The organism is Flavobacteriales bacterium (assembly GCA_020635795.1).
GTDB lineage: Bacteria > Bacteroidota > Bacteroidia > Flavobacteriales_E > Vicingaceae > Vicingus.
This window is the reverse complement of sequence record JACJZD010000001.1, coordinates 347,821-366,720: the sequence shown is the minus strand read 5'-3', so window position 1 is coordinate 366,720 and position 18,900 is coordinate 347,821. Positions and strand designations below refer to the sequence as shown.

At 33.1% G+C, this 18,900-nt stretch carries 16 protein-coding genes; 15 read left to right on the top strand and 1 reads right to left on the bottom strand.

The window, feature by feature from the left end; genetic code table 11:
- Positions 1-22 precede the first annotated feature (22 nt).
- The 13 genes from H6589_01575 to H6589_01515 all read left to right on the top strand — a co-directional run bounded on the left by H6589_01575 (position 23) and on the right by H6589_01515 (position 14,325).
- Positions 23-1,360, top strand: coding sequence for a cbb3-type cytochrome c oxidase subunit I (locus tag H6589_01575; protein MCB9173278.1), 1,338 nt, complete (start codon positions 23-25; stop codon positions 1,358-1,360).
- Between the two features lie 60 nt (positions 1,361-1,420).
- The gene (locus H6589_01570) at positions 1,421-2,194 is read left to right on the top strand and encodes a CbbQ/NirQ/NorQ/GpvN family protein (GenBank protein ID MCB9173277.1); all 774 of its coding nucleotides are present in this window, start codon (positions 1,421-1,423) and stop codon (positions 2,192-2,194) included.
- Positions 2,195-2,250: 56 nt separating this feature from the next.
- Positions 2,251-2,559 carry a hypothetical protein gene (locus tag H6589_01565; protein MCB9173276.1) on the top strand — a complete coding sequence of 103 codons (309 nt, stop codon included), beginning with the start codon at positions 2,251-2,253 and terminating at the stop codon, positions 2,557-2,559.
- Between the two features lie 74 nt (positions 2,560-2,633).
- Positions 2,634-4,199 carry a SulP family inorganic anion transporter gene (locus H6589_01560; GenBank protein MCB9173275.1) on the top strand — a complete coding sequence of 522 codons (1,566 nt, stop codon included), beginning with the start codon at positions 2,634-2,636 and terminating at the stop codon, positions 4,197-4,199.
- An 11-nt stretch (positions 4,200-4,210) separates the two neighbouring features.
- On the top strand, positions 4,211-4,858 hold the full coding sequence (can, locus tag H6589_01555; GenBank protein ID MCB9173274.1) for a carbonate dehydratase: 648 nt from the start codon (positions 4,211-4,213) through the stop codon (positions 4,856-4,858).
- A 2-nt stretch (positions 4,859-4,860) separates the two neighbouring features.
- Positions 4,861-6,624, top strand: a complete 1,764-nt coding sequence (locus H6589_01550) for a VWA domain-containing protein (GenBank protein ID MCB9173273.1) — start codon at positions 4,861-4,863, stop codon at positions 6,622-6,624.
- 4 nt (positions 6,625-6,628) lie between these two features.
- Positions 6,629-7,213, top strand: coding sequence for a cytochrome c oxidase subunit 3 (locus H6589_01545; GenBank protein MCB9173272.1), 585 nt, complete (start codon positions 6,629-6,631; stop codon positions 7,211-7,213).
- Position 7,214: 1 nt separating this feature from the next.
- Positions 7,215-7,460, top strand: a complete 246-nt coding sequence (locus tag H6589_01540; GenBank protein ID MCB9173271.1) for a hypothetical protein — start codon at positions 7,215-7,217, stop codon at positions 7,458-7,460.
- Between the two features lie 159 nt (positions 7,461-7,619).
- Positions 7,620-9,272, top strand: coding sequence for a c-type cytochrome (locus H6589_01535; GenBank protein MCB9173270.1), 1,653 nt, complete (start codon positions 7,620-7,622; stop codon positions 9,270-9,272).
- 150 nt (positions 9,273-9,422) lie between these two features.
- On the top strand, positions 9,423-10,688 hold the full coding sequence (locus tag H6589_01530) for a T9SS type A sorting domain-containing protein (protein ID MCB9173269.1): 1,266 nt from the start codon (positions 9,423-9,425) through the stop codon (positions 10,686-10,688).
- Between the two features lie 7 nt (positions 10,689-10,695).
- Positions 10,696-12,918 (top strand): TonB-dependent receptor, encoded by a 2,223-nt coding sequence (locus H6589_01525; GenBank protein ID MCB9173268.1) that lies wholly within the window; start codon positions 10,696-10,698, stop codon positions 12,916-12,918.
- Positions 12,918-13,886 (top strand): HmuY family protein, encoded by a 969-nt coding sequence (locus tag H6589_01520; protein ID MCB9173267.1) that lies wholly within the window; start codon positions 12,918-12,920, stop codon positions 13,884-13,886. The genes H6589_01525 and H6589_01520 overlap by 1 nt, the downstream gene beginning before the upstream one ends.
- Position 13,887: 1 nt before the next feature.
- Positions 13,888-14,325: a c-type cytochrome gene (locus H6589_01515; GenBank protein ID MCB9173266.1), complete on the top strand. Its 438-nt coding sequence runs from the start codon at positions 13,888-13,890 to the stop codon at positions 14,323-14,325.
- 2 nt (positions 14,326-14,327) lie between these two features.
- On the opposite strand, the gene H6589_01510 is transcribed toward H6589_01515, so the two are convergent.
- Entirely contained in the window at positions 14,328-15,164 is an 837-nt protein-coding gene (locus tag H6589_01510; protein MCB9173265.1) for a prolyl oligopeptidase family serine peptidase, read from the bottom strand.
- Between the two features lie 223 nt (positions 15,165-15,387).
- Here H6589_01510 and H6589_01505 point away from each other — a divergent pair, with 223 nt between their 5' ends.
- Together H6589_01505 and H6589_01500 are read left to right on the top strand one after the other, a co-directional pair.
- Positions 15,388-16,329, top strand: coding sequence for a dehydrogenase (locus tag H6589_01505; GenBank protein MCB9173264.1), 942 nt, complete (start codon positions 15,388-15,390; stop codon positions 16,327-16,329).
- Positions 16,330-16,564: 235 nt separating this feature from the next.
- Positions 16,565-18,835, top strand: a complete 2,271-nt coding sequence (locus tag H6589_01500) for an FAD-dependent oxidoreductase (GenBank protein ID MCB9173263.1) — start codon at positions 16,565-16,567, stop codon at positions 18,833-18,835.
- Positions 18,836-18,900: the final 65 nt, after the last annotated feature.

Here is an 18,900-nt window from a genome sequence, read left to right as displayed (position 1 = left end):
TAACCAATAAAAATATATTATTATGAAATTCAAGACACAAAAAATAGCCTATTGGTTTTTCTTATCAGCACTAGGATTATTAGCACTACAAATAATTTATGGATTTATCATGGGCTTTGCTCACATGGGCATGGATGGTTTACATGATATTATTCCTTTTAATACTGCAAGAGCAGTTCACACCAATTTATTGGTTTGTTGGTTATTGTTAGGTTTTATGGGTTCTGCATACTACATTATTCCTGAAGAATCGCAAAACGAATTGTATTCACCAAAATTAGCCATTATACAACTAATTAGCTTTTTAGCAGTAGGTGTTACAGCTGTAATTGCTTACCATTTAAACTGGTGGGAAGGTCGTAAGTTCTTAGAAATACCAAGACCTTTAGACTACCTCGTGGTTGTCAATGTTTTAGCCTTTTTGTTTAACATTTTAATGACTTTATTTAAAGGTAAAAAACAAACAACTACCGCATTGGTTTTAGCTATGGGATTATTGTTTGCAGCTTTACTATACCTTCCTGGTATGATATGGTTTGATAGTCAAACATTAGATTCATTTTACAGATGGTACGTTGTTCACCTTTGGGTTGAAGGAGTTTGGGAGCTTATCATGGGTGGTATTTTAGCGTTCCTATTAATTAAAATCACAGGTGTTGACAGAGAGGTTATCGAAAAATGGTTGTATGTAATTGTTGGTTTAACTTTCTTATCAGGTATTTTAGGTACAGGTCACCACTACTATTACATTGGTGCTCCATCATACTGGTTATGGATTGGAGGAATATTCTCAGCTTTAGAACCACTTGCTTTCTTAGCAATGGCTTTATTCGCAATCAATATGTACCGTAAAGGCGAGAAAAAACATCCAAACAAAACTGCTTTAAACTGGACATTAGGCGCTGCAATAACTTCGTTTGTTGGTGCTGGTTTACTTGGAGCTGCTCATACATTACCAAATGTAAACATGTACACACATGGAACATTGGTAACTGCAATGCACGGGCACATGGCTTTTTGGGGTGCTTACGCCATGATAGTTTTAGCAATTATTGCTTACGCAATGCCCAACATAACTGGTAGAAAATTATACGACAATAACATGACAAGATACGCTTTCTGGTTAAGTAATATTGGTATGATTGGTATGACTGTAGCTTTTGGTGTAGCTGGTGTAGCTCAAGTTTATATGGAAAGAATTATGGGTGTTGATTTTATGGAAACTCAAAAAGAAATTGAACCTCACTTTTTGGTATTGATTTTATGTGCTACTGGTTTTACCGCTGGAATTACATTATACATCATTAACTTTTTCCAACATGGTACACCAACTGATGAAGCATTAGTTTCAGAGCAATAAACAAGTTAGTAATCTAATAAGCAGGAGAAACAATTGTTTCTCCTGCTTAAATAAAACCAAATGAAGAATACATTTTATAAAGTTATAGGCAAAGAGCAAGAAATTTTTGAGCACTCATACAAAAACAAATTACCCTTATTACTTAAAGGACCAACAGGAACAGGTAAATCGAGATTTGTTGAGTACATGGCTGAAAAACTTGGTAAAAAACTCTACACTGTAGCTTGTCACGAAGAAACTTCATCGACTGATTTAATTGGCAGATACATCATAAAAGGTAATGAAACCGTTTGGATTGATGGACCGATGACTAGAGCAGTTAAAGAAGGTGCATTTTTATATTTAGATGAAATTGCTGAAGCTAGGCCTGATATTATTGTGGCACTCCACTCATTAACCGACCACCGAAGAACACTATTTATTGACAAAACAGGCGAAACAGTAGCTGCCGATGAAAATTTCATGCTCATTGCAACATACAATCCTGGTTATCAAAAGGGATTTAAAGAATTAAAACCTTCAACTCGCCAACGATTTGTATCACTATCTTTTAATTATCCCGACAACAAATTAGAATCCGAAATTCTTTTAGAAGAAACAGGTATTGATGATGATACAGCAAAAAAATTAGTGAAATTAGGTAGCAAAATAAGAAACCTAACAGAACTTGGTTTAGCCGAAACCGTTTCTACTAGACTACTGGTTGATGCTGCACTATTAATTAAAAGTGGTTTACCACAGCGCTTATCGTGCGATGTAGCCATTGCTGAACCATTAACTGATGATGAAGACACTTTAACCGCTTTAAAAGATTTAATAAGTTTAAGTATATAACTTTTTAAAAAGTAGAGTTGAAACAAAAAAACGACATAAAACATTAAATTAGCGCAATGAAAAATATTGTCGTAATATCTCTCATATTAGCATCGATTTTATTATCAAGTATTATACTTACTTCTATTTGTAATGTTAAAAAATTTATTGTTTCAACCGAACTAGCTGAAGAAGAAGAAACGAGAACAAAAAACAGATCCAATTCAAATACGCTAAATTTAACTGAAGAAGAGGAGCAGCATGGTAATGAAATTTATCGACAATTTCCTGAATTCATAGAAATAAGTACATTAAAACCCTTCTATCTAAACTCATATTTCAATTCAGTTTTCATTGACATTGTAACCCCTCCACCACTTGGGTAAATAATTTTGCTCGTTCGAGTATTAAAAAAATTTATTTATCAATTTAATTTAGACTTATGTTTAAAAAAGAAAAAATGGGTATGTTTTCATACCTAAAGAATGACTTACCTGCTGGTTTGGTGGTCTTTTTGGTGGCACTTCCACTTTGTTTAGGAATAGCATTAGCTTCAACAGGGAGATCGGATTTAATGTTTTCTGGAATTATTGCTGGGGTTATTGGTGGTATTGTAGTTGGTTCGTTTAGTGGTTCTGCGTTGGGAGTATCTGGTCCTGCAGCAGGTCTTGTTGTTATTGTACTATCTGCAATAAAAACACTAGGTAGTTTTGAAGCATTTTTGCTTGCCGTAGTATTGGCTGGAGTTTTACAATTAGTAGCTGGATATTTAAAAGCTGGTATTATTGGATATTACTTCCCATCTTCAGTAATAAAAGGAATGCTTACCGCAATAGGGATAATATTAATATTAAAAGAAATACCTCATGCTCTTGGTTATGATGCCGATTTTATGGGAGATATCGATTTAAATCAAAAAGATGGACACAATACATTTTCGGAGCTTTACTATGCCTTTAAATACAACAGTATTGGCGCAATTATTATAAGTAGCATTTCAATTCTACTATTAATTTTATTTGACATGAAATTCATGAAAAAATTTGAACTTTTCAAATTTGTACCAGGAGCCTTATTTGTTGTTTTAACTGGTATATTAATGAATTATTTGTTCCTACATTTCTCTACAGGGTTAGAAATGACAGGAAAACACCTAGTTGAATTGCCTATAGCAAATTCACCTAAAGAATTTATGAGCTTTTTTAAATTTCCTGATTTTACAACCTTTGCCAACCCTCAAGTATATGTTATTGCTGCTACTTTAGCTATTGTAGCCAGTTTAGAAACATTACTTTGCGTTGAAGCTACCGACAAATTAGACCCTTACCGTAGGTTAACTTCTACTAATCAAGAATTAAAAGCACAGGGCATAGGCAATATAATTTCAGGTTTAATTGGTGGACTACCTATTACTCAGGTGATTGTTAGAAGCTCAGCAAACATTGGTGCTGGAGGTAAAACAAAAATGGGTGCAATTTTTCATGGTGTAATTTTATTACTTTCTGTTTTAATCATCCCTAATTTTTTAAATTTAATACCATTAGCTTCATTGGCTGCCATACTATTAATGGTTGGTTATAAATTGGCAAAACCACAAATTTTTATACAAATGTATAAATTGGGCAACTTACAGTTTATTGCTTTTTTAGTCACCATTATTGCGATTATAACTACCGACCTTTTAAAAGGAATTGGTATTGGTATGGTTGTCGCATTCTTTTATATTTTAAGAAGAAACTACCTTAACCCAGCAAATTTAAAATCTGAGATAATTGACGGGAAGACTGTTTATACCCTAACTTTATCAGAAGAAACTACTTTTATAAATAAAGCAAATATTTCACGTACATTAGATGAATTACCAAAAGACAGTACAATAATTATTGATGGTGAAAAATCATACTTTATTGCTTATGATGTTATTGAAAACATTAAAGAATTTAGAGATTTTACTTCAAAAACAAAAAATATAAAAGTTATTACCAAAGGTATTAAAACAGTTAAAGCTAAAGATTCTCATAAATAAAATTTAAAAAAATGGAACATACATTTTATAAACAACTCATTGAAAACAACCGTAAATGGGTTGAAGAAAAATTAGCTATAGATAAAAATTATTTTTTAGATTTAGCCGAAGGACAGCAACCACCTGTACTTTGGATAGGTTGTGCCGACAGCCGAGTACCAGCAAATGAACTGATTGGAGCTAAACCAGGTGAGGTTTTTGTACACCGTAACATTGCCAACATGGTTATACATACCGACATGAACATGCTGAGTGTGTTAGATTATGCTGTTAATGTTTTAAAAGTAAAGCATGTAATAGTTTGCGGTCATTATGGTTGTGGAGGTATTAAAGCTGCAATGGGCAATCAATATTTTGGTATTATTGATAACTGGATAAGACATATTAAAGATGTATATAGACTACATCATCTAGAGCTAAACAGTATTGAAGACGAGAACAAAAGGTTTGACCGTTTTGTAGAACTAAATGTGGTTGAGCAAGTTTATGATTTAGCAAAAACTTCGATATTACAACGAGTTTGGCGAAAAGGACAAGTTGTACATATTCATGGTTGGGTTTACAACATTCGCGAAGGACATGTTATTGATTTAGGTGTTAATTTTAGCAATGAAGATAACCTTGATGATGTATATAAATTAATAATTGAAAAAAAGTAAAATTGGAAATAGATCAGGTCATATTTAAACGCATTTATAATTTTTACAAAAAAATTACGGTAAAGGTTGATGAAGAAGTTGAACAACGAACTGTCTATTTAGAACCCTTAAAACCCCGACTAACCATTTTAGCCCGAGCTTTAAGTGGCTTTCAAAATGAAGTGTATACTTCAGAACGCGAAGGTGGTTGGTCGGGATTAAGTTTTTACTTGCCCTCAAATATCAATTTTAACGAAAAATTAGAAGACAATGTAAATTTTTACTTGTTTAGGGTCTTGTATTTATCCGTACAGCAAAAACTACAATTAAACTGGGCAGACAACGAAGAAAACAAACCTTCGGTATCGCAACAAAAAGCACTTGATTGTTCTGAAAAAGTTTTAGAACAACTTTTTATAGAGTACCCTAACACCAAATCTATTTTTGAAACTCAAAAAAAGAATTTAGAGCAATTTTACGCACAACAGCAAAAAGAAACAGACTACACTTGGCTTTTTGGCAGATGGATGAAAATTAATCAGCATATATTCAGTGCCAACACCACATCACCCAACACAAACGACAAAATCGAAAAACCAGAAATAACAACCGAACTAAATGCTAACCCAAGCGACGAGGTTGAAACCATTGCTATTGACAAAAAGCAAATGGAAGACAATGTGGCCACCAACAATTTTGAGAAAGTAGATACTGCATCTGAATTTAACGGAACTTTTAAAGAAATGGACGGTGATGACACCTTGAGCGATGATGAAGAAGCCATAAGAGAATTAAACTTAAAACATACGGTAAGAACAGATGAAGCCAATCATTCGGTATATAAAGCTGAGTTTGTAAACAGTAAATCGAATATATTAGTAGAAAACAAGTTAGACAAAGGTTACTTTTTACATTACAACGAATGGGACTATAAAAACCGAGTTTATAAACCAAACTTCTGCAAGGTTTATCCCAAAAAAGTAGATGAACGATTTTCAAATTATGCAGTAAAAACAATAAAAGAAAACGAAAAAACGAAACGAGAACTACTTAAATTATTTTCACAAATACATAACGAAACCGAAAAAGTTGACCGAGTTGTAGATGGTGAAAATGTAGATTTAGATGCGATTGTGGATGCGTTTACCGATATTATGTCGAACAAAACACCAACTGAAAAAGTGTACGCCACCAAACGAAGACGAAAAAAGGATTTATCGGTTTTAATTTTAATGGACACCAGCCTTTCTGCAGATGGATACACCAACAACCAAAAAGTTTTAGATGTAGAAAAAACAGCCGTTTTACTTTTTGGGGAGGTGTTGAATGAGTTTAACATCAACTTTCAAATAGACACTTTTTCATCGCGTACAAGAAACAACTGCTCGTACAAAAGTATTAAAACCTTTAACGAAAGTTGGCTTAAAACCCGCAACAGAATTGGTGCCATTGAAGCCGAAGATTTTACCCGAATTGGCACAGCACTTCGTCATGCAGGAAGTCAACTAGAAAAAGAAAACACCTCAAGAAAATGGATTATACTTTTATCGGACGGAAAGCCAAACGATTATGACACTTACGAAGGAAGGTACGGTATTGAAGATGTAAAAAAAGCTTTAAACGAATTAGAAAACAAGCACATTCATTCTTTTTCGTTAGCTATTGAGGCACATGCCAAATATTATTTACCGCAAATGTTTGGTCATAATAATTATAACATCCTTGCAAAACCTGAGGATTTACCATTTGCTTTTGGAAAATTCTATAAGAAAATTTTAACACATTAATATTTTGGAAAACACGCTAGAATCATCAAAAAAATCAATCTACTACCCTCCTGGAGGTATCCTTATTTGGTTTTTAATTATTCTCGAAATTTTTACATTTTTAGGTGCATCTATGGTATTCCTTTCCTATAAAAGTGATGCTTTAGAAGAATTTAAAATTGGTCAGGAATTTTTAAGCCAAACAGTTGGAACAATAAACACCATTATATTAATTACGAGCGGTTATTTTATAGCCAATGCTGTACACTATTTACGTATAAACGATTTTAAAAAAACTTCATTAGCTACAACAATAAGTTTAGTGTTGGGCGTACTTTTTCTACTTTTAAAAGGAATGGAATATTACCAGAAAATAAATATGGGAATAGGCTTTGAATACAACACCTTTTTTACTTTTTATTGGTTAATGACGGGGTTTCATTTTGTACATGTCTTATTTGGTGTTGGTTTACTAAGCTATCTTACGCTAGCCTTAAAAAAACAAAAATACAATGCTGAAAATATGTTTGATGTAGAGAGTATTGCAACTTATTGGCACATGTGCGATTTAATCTGGATATTAATTTTTCCACTACTTTATCTTTTATAACATGAACAACGAAATAAAACTGAACACCATAAGTTGGGTATTAATGGTTACGTTAATTCTTGCAAGTTTTTTTTTAGCAGAATCAACCATCAGCAATGTATTTTTTATTATAATTTCTTTAACAACAATAAAATTTTTCACTGTTGCCTTCCAATTTGTTGAAGTTAAGCATGCTCATATTGTTTGGAAATTGGTTTCTATTTTATTTGTATTAAGCTATATCATTGGATGTCTAATTATTTATTAGTTTTGTAATATGATTTATATCATATAACTATCTTCCAAAAACCACTTTTTGTATTGAGTAGAATCATTTCTACGAATAAAAGACACTCATATCTTTATATAAAATTTAAACAGTGTTTATATAGCAATCAATAATCAATTAATTATAAAAAAATTTAACATGAAAAAGAAACATCTAATCTACTTATCAATTGCAAGTTCAATGGTAATGTATAGTTGTGGTGGAGGCGAAAAACCTAAAGATGACGCTACAGCTGAAACAAAAACGGAGGGTATCCAACTAACAGAAGCTGAAATGCAACAAGCTTCAGATATTTATTTTGACAGATGTGCTGGTTGTCACGGCTCATCACGTCTAGGAGCAACAGGTCCACACTTATTACCTATTGCACCAGAAGGCAATCCAGCGCCAGGAACAACAGTTTTAGGTGCAGCTGGTTTAAGAGCATTTATAGAAAATGGTACACCAGGTGGTATGCCAGAATGGAAAGGAATTATGACTGATGCAGAAATTGAGTTAATGACTCGTTTCTTACAAGTTGAACCACCAAAAATTCCTGATTTTGGAATGAAAGAAATCAAAGAAACTTGGAAAGTTATTGTTCCTGTTGCTGACAGACCGACAAAACCAATGCACAAAAGAAACATCGACAACTACTTTGGTGTTATCATGAGAGATGCTGGTAAAGTAGCGGTTATTGATGGAGATACTAAAGAAGAATTAGCTGTACTAAAAACAGGTTTTGCTGTACACATTTTGAGAACATCTGCTTCTGGTCGTTACATTTATTCAGTTGGTAGAGACGGTAGAATTACCATGATTGATACTTATACTGAAACTCCAACTATTGTTGCAGAAGTAAGAGGAGCTTTTGATGCTCGTTCAGTTGAGGTTTCTAAATACAAAGGATACGAAGACAAATATTTAGTATTTGGTGGTTACAGCCCTGCTCACATTGCAATTTTCGATGCTCAAACATTAGAGCCAATTAGTGTAACTAGTACTGCTGGTAAAGCTTGTGATGGTGACATGGAACACATTGACGAAGCACGTGTTGCATCTATCGTAGCGTCTCATACCGACCCAGTTTGGATTTGTAACATTAAAGAAAGAGGTATGGTTGATATTGTAGACTATACTGACCCTAAAAATCCAAAAATTACTGAAATTCCTTCAGCTAGATTCTTACACGATGGTGGATGGGATGCTTCAGGAAAGTATTTCTTAGTAGCTGCAAATGCAAGTAACAAAATTGTTGTAATTGATGTTCCTAACAAAAAGCTAGTAAAAATTATTGAAACTGGTATTAAACCTCACCCTGGTAGAGGAACAAACATCAAAAACAATTTAGGTAACCTTTGGGTAACTAGTCACCTTGGAGAAAATAAGTTATCATTCATCAAAACTAACGCTGGCGAAGGTCAATGGACAGTAGTGAAAGAAATACAAGCTCCTGGTAACGGTGGTGGTGCATTATTTGTGAAATCTCACCCTAAATCTAAACACTTATGGGTTGATAGAACATTAAACCCTGATGTTGCATTACATTCAGCTGTTGATGTGTTTGATACTCAAACATTAGAACACAAAAAAACCATTACTATGCCAGAAGGTGTTGATGGTAGAATGGTTCACATGGAATACAACAAAAATGGTGATGAAATCTGGATATCTGTTTTCATGGGTAAAACAAGTGGTATCTTAATTTACAACGACAAAACATTAGAATTAAAACAAATCATTAAAGGTGATTGGGTACAAAACCCAACAGGTAAATTCAATGTTTACAACACGACTCACGATATTTATTAATAGGTTATTGGTTGTGAGTTAATTTTAGGTAAGTGGAGGGAAATTTCCCTCCACTTTTTTATGATAAAAATCATATAAATACCTTACAAAACTCACGATATGTTTTAAATGATATAACGAACTTAGCACCATAAATAATTAAACTAAATCATGAAAACAATTTACACAATTCTAGCAGCTTTAATCATTACTTCCAGCATTAAAGCCCAAGCTGTTTATGATTCAACATCAATGGGTGCTTTATACCCCAACCAAGTATTTTACAGTTTAGACAATGGTGAAGTAGCTAATATAGATAACAACAATTGGGACATCGCTTTTTCAGCAAGTGGAGCTGGTGCCGCAGGTAGTGCTATTTTATTAAATGAAGCAACATCTACATTATGGGCATATCCAGGAGACACATCGGCTTGGAGCACTTTTGACACTACCAATTATGCCAGTTGGCAAAGATTATTAAATACCGATACTACTTGGACAAATGGTGCATTTAACCTTTACAGAGGGGCTAATGGAACTTTTGACATGGGCTGGGGAATATTAAATCCAACCAACAACTTTTGGACATTTGGAGATTCACTTTATCTAATTAAACTGAGCGATAATTCCTTCAGAAAATTGTGGATTTTAAGCTTAAAATCTGGTGTTTGGGCGTTTAAATATGCAAACATTGATGGAAGTAATGAACAAATTATTACAATAACTAAATCAACTTATCCTAACAAAAATTTTATCTATCACTCTATTCTTAATAACCAAACTATTGATAGAGAACCTGTAAATTCATCGTGGGATTTAACCTTTGTAAAGCATACCGACTATGTTAATCCTCCAGGAACTTACGTTTCAGTAACCAGTGTGTTTAGCAATAAAAATGTTTGGAGTGCCAAAGCTCACGAAGTTGACTCTGCAACCGCAGCAGTTTCAACAACTCCTCAAACAGCTTTTACTCAAAACATTTCTAACATAGGTAGAGAATGGAAAAGATACATTTCAGCACAAGCTTTTTGGAATGTTTACGACTCGGTAGCTTACTTTGTTTACGACAACGATAGTACTAATTTTTACAGAATTCAATTCACCGCTTTTGGTGGAATGGGCAACGGAAAAACATTCTTTTACAAAGAACTATTAAACAATGTTGGTATTGCTGATGAAAATGTTCAAGCAACTTTTGCATTGTATCCAAACCCAGTTAAAAACAACTTAACTTTATTACTGAATAGCAATAAGTCAGAATTGTTAGACATTGATATTTACAGCATTAATGGTGTGTTGGTTGCTCAACAACGATTAAACGCTTCTAGCGGAACACAACAACTCAATATCAATACAAGTGATTTAAGTAATGGTTTTTATGTGGTTAATATTAAATCAGAAAGCTACAATTTATCACAAAAGTTTATAAAACAGTAAAAAAACGATGAAACTCAACTACCATATATTGAGTTTTGGATTTATTATTTTATTTTCAATAAGTTTGGTTTTTGGGCAAAACTCAACAATCAAACTTATTGATTTTAAAACCAACGAGCCTATTTATCTGGCTCACGTTAAGTTTACCAACTTAACCACAAACAATTTTAAGTGGACCATAACTGACGAAAACGGAGAAGCAATTAGTCCCTACAATGACAGTACATTGGTAGAAGTTTCATACATCGGCTACGAAAAAACTATCTTTTCCCTTTCAGCGAACCAACAAGCTACCATTAAACTCCAACAAACAAGTTTTGGGTTAAACCAAATGGTAGTTACAGCTAATTTTATTCCTGTTGTATTAAAAGAATCAGTTTATGATGTTAAAACCATTAGTGAAGAAAAAATTATTACGAAAGGTGCATCAAACCTACGAGAAGCACTAACCAGCGAATTAAATTTTAAAACCAACAACGGCCACGTTAACGAAACTGCCATAAACCTGAATGGTTTATCGGGCAATCATGTAAAATTTATGATTGACGGAGTTCCGGTGGAAGGCAGAATTAACGGTAACATTGATATTTCTCAAATCAACTTAAACGAAGTAGAAAAAATTGAAATTATTGATGGTCCAACTTCGGTTGCTTATGGCACAAATGCGTTAGGTGGAACGATAAATGTTATCACCAAAAAAAATCAGGTAAAAAATGTAAGTGTTCATTTAAAAAGCTACTACGAAACCATAGGGCAGTTTAATTTTAGTGGAAACGTTGGCTTCAAAATAAAAGACAATAATTTTAAATTTAGTGGTGGTAGAAATTTCTTCGAAGGCTTTGCAAACCCAGATACTTCACGCTTTAAAACATGGAAACCAAGAGAGCAATATTTTGGTTCTTTTATGTTTAATCGACGAATTAAGCACTTAAAACTCACCTACATATTTGATGGTTTTACAGAATTGATGACTAGCCGAGGAGAGCCAAGAGCTCCTTATTATATTACTGCTTTTGATACTTATTACAAAACACATCGACTCACCAACAAAGTGTTATTAACTGGCAGAGTATCTCCTTTTAATTATATTGATTTAACTGCTTCACAATCTTACTACAAACGAACAAGAAACATTTATTTTAAAGATTTAACCACTTTAAAACAACTCATAACCGATAGCAAAACTGACCAAGACACCACTATTTTCAACAATTATTTATTTAGGACAGTATTCTCTCATTTAAATGATTCAACAAAATTTAATTATTCGGTAGGTACAGAACTAAAACAAGATTTTATTTCCGCTCAGCGTGTAACCAATACCAATCAACAAATAGGTGACTATGCCATTTTTGCAACATTAGATTATAAACCTATAAAAAAAATAGTAGTTAAACCTGCTGTACGATTTGCCTATAACACTCGCTATCAAGCACCTATAATTCCTTCACTAAATTTGCTTTATAATGCAACTGATAATTTACAATTTAAAACATCTTATGCCAAAGGTTTTCGGTCGCCCGATTTAAAAGAGCTTTATTTAGAATTTCATTACAACTCTACCATAAACTTATGGGGAAACACCGATTTAATTGCTGAAAATTCTGACCATTTTAATTTTTCAGTAAACTACACTAAAAAAATTGATGACCATCATTTTCAACTAACGCCAAAAATATATTACTCAAAAATCAACAATTTAATCAGCTTAGCTCAAACTACTGATGTAGATTGGACATACACCAACATCGATTTTTTAACCACTCAAGGTTCTTCATTAAATTTAACATACGATTATAAAAAAATGAACTTTTCTGTTGGATACAATTATTATGGCAACTACAACTCTTTGTTTGACAACAATAATTTTAACAACAAATTCTTTTACAGCAACGATGTAAACTCGAGTATTGGTTTAAACTTCGATAGTTTGGCTTTATCCATTAACTTAAATTACAAATACACAGGGCTTATCAGGAACTTTTACTTAACAGATACCGACGAAGTAAAAGAAAGCTACATTGGCGATTACAGCACCTTTGATGCAAGCTCTACTAAATACTTTTTAAACAAAAAATTAGGCTTAACTGCAGGAGTAAAAAACATTTTTAATGTTACCGATGTAATTATGGTAGGAGATGTTTTTGGCGTTTCTAACCAGAGCGATGCCTCCCGATTAAACGTACTTTGGGGAAGATCATATTTCGTATCTTTAAACTTTAACTTTTAATGAAAAATTATTTAGTTATACTATTTCTACCTTTATTTTTAAGCTCTTGCTTAAAGGAAGAAACACCTGTGCCTATACCTGAACCTGGTAATATGGAAACAGTGATTATTGAAATAGGTTTTCCATACCTTAATCAAGTCTATTACGATTGTGAAACCAATAAAGTAGTAAAAACCAACACCAAGTACGATTGGGATATTTCCTTTGAATGCACTCCAAGTGGTTCACACATTTTATTAAATAATGCTACTGGAATGTTAGCCGCTAACTTTGGCAATGTTCCTTTTTCATCAGTAACCTCAGCAAGTGGTGTAACTTGGTTGTGGGACAATCCAAACGGTAATTTAGATTCTACAGCTTTTGGCAACTGGGTAAACACCAACAATGTTTATTTGGTAGATAGGCAGTATGATGATGTCGGAAATCATAGAGGTTACCGAAAGCTTCAATTTATTGATGTAAACACCCTTACCTACACCTTTAAATTTGCCAATTTGGATGGTTCAAATGAACAAACTGTTACTCTTTACAAAAATTCAGCAATCAACTTTATTCATTATAGTTTTGATAACGGCGGACAAACCTTGAGTTTTGAACCCGAAAAAAATTCGTGGGACTTATTGTTTACCAATCATCATCATAAATTTGACAACCTCACTTTACCATTTGTTTTAACGCAAACGCTTACCAATAAATATAACGGCGTTATGGTTGCCGAAGATAACAACAATAACTTTTTCAACATTACACTAAAAGATACCTCGAACTACACTTTTACTAACTATTGGGATGAAATTGGTTATGACTGGAAAATTAGAAACAGCTCCGACAATTCATTTACGATTGACGTAAACAAAAGCTTTATAGTTAAAACCACCCAAGGATTATTTTACAAATTACGTTTTATCGATTTTTATAACAATTTAGGACAAAAAGGCTATCCTACTTTTGAAATTCAACGCTTATAAAATGAAATCTATCTCTATTGTTACTTTTATTATTCTTTTTGTCGGATTTTCTTGTAACTCGCCCACTACGCCAATTGCTTCATTTCACCCCAACGGTATAGGACCAATTGAAAAATTAGAGCTAAATCCAATTAATGATTCTTTAATGAAACATGGCAAAGCTATTTTCGACCTAAAATGTAGTAAATGTCACACTATGGAGTATAAAAATACTGGCCCTGATATTAGTGATATTTTATGGACTAGAAAACCCGAATGGGTATTAAATTTTATGTTAAACAAAGACGAAATGCTTATTAAAGATTCGTTTGCAATTAAAACACAGCTGCAACATCAAACCTCTTGTAATTTAACCATTGAAGATAAAGAAGAGGCCTTAGCTATACTGGAATACTTACGAATGTATCAGATTTGGTTACACGAGTTTAATGCAAAATAGTTTCATTTTAAAAACGCAACAGTTTTTTCTAAAACTAACTGAACATCAACAGGAAAATGGTCGTCTTCAAAAGGATGTTTTGCTCCAAAGGTATGATTACCTCCTTCCACTAAAAACAATTCGGAGGTTGCATTCCATAATTTTAAATTTTTTGCTTCAGAAACATGAACCGCTTCATCGTTTGTTCCGTGTACAATTAAATGTGGCACAGTTAATTTCTCGGCAGCTTTACAAATATTAAGTCGCTCCTTGTTTTTTAAATTATCTTCAACAAATTGGTAATACATGGGCATTTGTTGGTGAGTACGACCATTTTCTACATACAATACTCCGTCGGTTTTCCACTTTGTTAAATCTTGGGGTAAACGCAACAAAAAATCTGATACCGCTGCCCAAGTCACCAACTTTTTTATCCGCTTGTCTTCAAAAGCATGAATTATACTAACCCCTCCTCCTCTACTATGCCCTATCAAATAAATTTCATTACCATTAATTTCTTCTTTGGGTATAAGTTTATTTTGTTCAACCCAGCTAACTACCATTTCTAAATCATCCAATTCTTTGGTGTAATTGTTATTGCCAAAAGCTTCCAAATCAGGAAAATCTATCGGTTGTTCAATTGTACCACCATTGTGCGAAAAATTAAATTTTACAAACACAAAATTGTTTGCAATAAAAAACTCCATCATTTTATTGAAATGCCCCCAATCTTTAAACCCTTTAAATCCATGTGCAAAAACAACCACTGGTTTTTGTTGTTGAGTTGTTTTATAGCCATAATCCAATAAAATGGGATTATTGTGTTTGCTTTGTATTATATTATTTCTTGAGATATTCATGGAATAAATTTACAAAATATACTTTCAATTTATATTTAACAAATAACGTCTTACTTCATTATGGGTGAATACATCAAACTATAGATAAAATTATTTCGAGAAAAGTACAGCATAACAAAAGGGGTGGATCTAAATCGTATAGATCTCTTTTGTTTTTATATAAATCAAAGTTGTAATGAATGTTTACATTTGATTAATATGTGTTAATCACACCTGATGAATTATGAAAAGATCTGACTTTTTAAAAACCATTTTACTGGTTGGTGCTCCATTAATAGCTTTCCCAAATAGTATAATTGCTATGGTTACAGAAACCAAAAGCAACTTCCGACGAATTTATTCCAACAGCAAGTTAAGGTCTGAATTTTATAAATTTTTAAAAAATGTGTTTAATCTTTATCCAGAAAATGATATGCACAAGCTTATTGCAAAAGCTACTGCTAATAAAGTAACCGATAAAGATATTTATATAGAAGCACAAAGTAAATTAGATGAAATTACTCCAACGTTTTCAGCATTAAACTATCAATTACCTGCCTTATTCAAACAAAAGGAAGAAATGGCAAAACAAGCAGTTACCTTACTTGAAAAAGGAACTACTTACAATGGTTATTTAGAAATAGGATCTTCTGGAAGATACTTGGATTATTTAGAAGAAAAAGTAAATATTACTGGCGAACGATTTTATGCAGACTTTAAAACCCCTGGTTATTCTATTACCGAAATGATTGATAGAGGTCAAATTAGTATTGGTGCCAACTACATTCCAATGGCAGATTATAACACCAATTTTGCTGCATTAATTACTAACAACAGTTTAGATTTAGTAACGGTTTACATTGGTTTTCACCATTGTCCACTTGATTTACATATTCCTTATATCTCGTCAATCAGAGATACAATGCGAGTTGGGGGTAAATTAATTTTGCGTGACCACGACTGTATTGATGATGACCAAACTACTTTGGTAGCTTTGGCTCACGATGTTTTTAATATGGGCACTAAAGAAACTTGGGAGTATAACAGCCGTGAAATTAGAAACTTTTATACGCTCGATTTTATTTGTGATTTTGTAGAAAAAGTTGGATTTAAATTCGATAAACGAACACTGTTTCAAGAAGGCGACCCAACCAAAAATGCATTAATGATGTTTACAAAAATTTAATTCTCTTTCAATGAACAAATTAATCTCAAAACTTTACCTGATACTACAATTCCTTTTTACTTTTTTTAAAAAATGTAAAGCATTTATTCATAAAAAAAAGCGTCGTGCTATTCCTTTTTACTTCCTAGTAGGATATATCCTTTTTGTAATCATCTTAATACAAACTGCTGGTGATTCTAATTTCAATAAAACATTGCCTAACAAGCGAATAAATGATGTTACCGCCATTAATCCCATTCAAGTTGGTAAAGAAATAACACCCGTTACTACACAAGAAATTATAACAGCCATACAATCTACCACAGATCCAATTTCTATAGGTGGTGGAAGGTTTAGTATGGGTGGGCAAATAGGCTACGAAAATAGTTTGCACATTGATATGCGTCAGTTTAACAAAGTATTGAACATTGACGCCGAAAAGAAACAAGTAACTATTCAACCTGGAATTACATGGCGGACACTACAAAATGCCATTGACCCTTATAATCTTTCCATAAAAATTATGCAAACCTACGCCAACTTTACTGTTGGAGGTTCCATTTCAGTTAACTGTCATGGTAGGTATATTGGTCACGGACCAATTGTTTCGTCAATAGAGCAACTAAAAATTGTTACTGCATCGGGTGAAATTATTACTGCTAACAGAACCGAAAATCAAGAAATTTTTAATGCTGCGGTTGGGGGTTATGGAGGCATTGGTGTTATTGTTGAAGCTACTTTACAATTGGAAGACAATGTAAAAGTAGAACGTCAAACCCAATTGGTTGATGTAAAATATTACAACGATTTTTTTAACAACAACATTGGTAACAACAAAAAGGTTGTTTTTCAGAATGGCGATTTATATCCACCCAACTACGATGTAATAAATAATGTATCTTGGGTAAAATCTGACAAAGAATTAACCGACACCACCAGAGTGACTTCTAAAGCTGAAAATTATTGGATTGAACCCAAAATTGTTGAAGTAGTTTCTTGGGGAAGTTTTGGAAAATGGATACGTAAAACAATTATTGACCCCATTGTTTATAATGAAGAAAAAGTGGTTTGGAGAAACAAAGAGGCGAGTTATGATGTTCGCGAATTAGAGCCAAGCTCTCGCGAAGAGCAAACTTATGTGTTGCAAGAATATTTTATTCCCGTAAACAACATCCAATCATTTATACCAAAAATGAAGGCTATTTACGATAAATACGATGCCAACATCATCAACATTTCGTTACGCCATGCTTACCCTGATAAAGAATCGTATTTATCGTGGGCAAGAGAAGAAGTTTTTGCATTTGTGGTGTATTACAAACAAGGTACCGACCAAGAAGCCAAAGACATTGTTAAACAATGGACCATTGAAATGACCGATGCCATTTTGAGTGAAAACGGCGCTTGGTATTTACCTTATCAGCCACACGCAACTGTTGCTCAATTTCAACAAGGATTTCGAAATTCTAGCAAATATTTCGAAATTAAAAACCGTGTGGATTCTAATCATCGTTTTACCAATAAATTGTTGGACAAATACAATCCATACATTACTCAAAACATTGAAAAACAACGAGATGAAATTAAAGGATATTACCGAGAAGAGGAGCAAACCATTTTAACGGTACCTGAATGGTATTTGGTGTTTAACCCAAAAGAATATGCCGATTATTTAACCGAAGGCAACAACCCTTCCGATTTTCCTTTTTATGCTTCTATTGATGAATATTGGAGTTTGTATGACAAATCGATGAAACTGGTTTCGGAAGCATATCCAGAAAACGAAGAATACACCACCATGCTTCAAGTTATTGGTGTGAGTGTTACCTTAGAATATGCCGTTAAAATTTTGTACGAAAACACCATTGGCAGATTTTTTGGTTGGTTTGCCAACAGCCAAATTTCGGATGAAGAAAAAACCATTGTTGCAGCACAACGTGCTTACAGCGATTTTATTTACCATACCGCTTGGTACGAGTTTCAATTTATGCCTTGGATAAAAAAGGTGTGGTCGACCTCTAACACTGCCGAAAGCAATTGGTTACGAAAAATGGAACGAACACTTTTCTTTACCTTCGAATTTACGTTTAAAGCTGGTTATGCGCAATTGATTGAATGGGCTGCAAAGGCAAGTTACGAAGAACCCGTTACCGATATTTACTTATTAATTTCAAGCAACGAGCCCTTACAAGCATCGGAAAACGTAAAAATAATGAGCACCATTGGTAACAAGCAAATTATTGGAATTACCCGTTGGGGAGCTTTTACCGAAACCATTTTAACACTTTGCGAACAAGACCTTACTATTCTTGAAATTGGTGGAAACGATGAAATTGCTGTTTCTGTGCTTAAAAACAATACACAAACCTTTAATTTTAAGGGTGCTGAATTGCTTTACGAATCGAACGTAGTAACCAACAACCAAGTAAAACGATTGGTTCACCTAATACCAACCCATCAATTATTGGCATTTATAAAACACTGCAAAACAACTAATATTGAGGTAGAACACGTTTTTGATTATTGATAAATAATTAATATTAAATTTGGTTAGATAAATAATTGTATTTGAACAATTGTTCAGTATTTCTT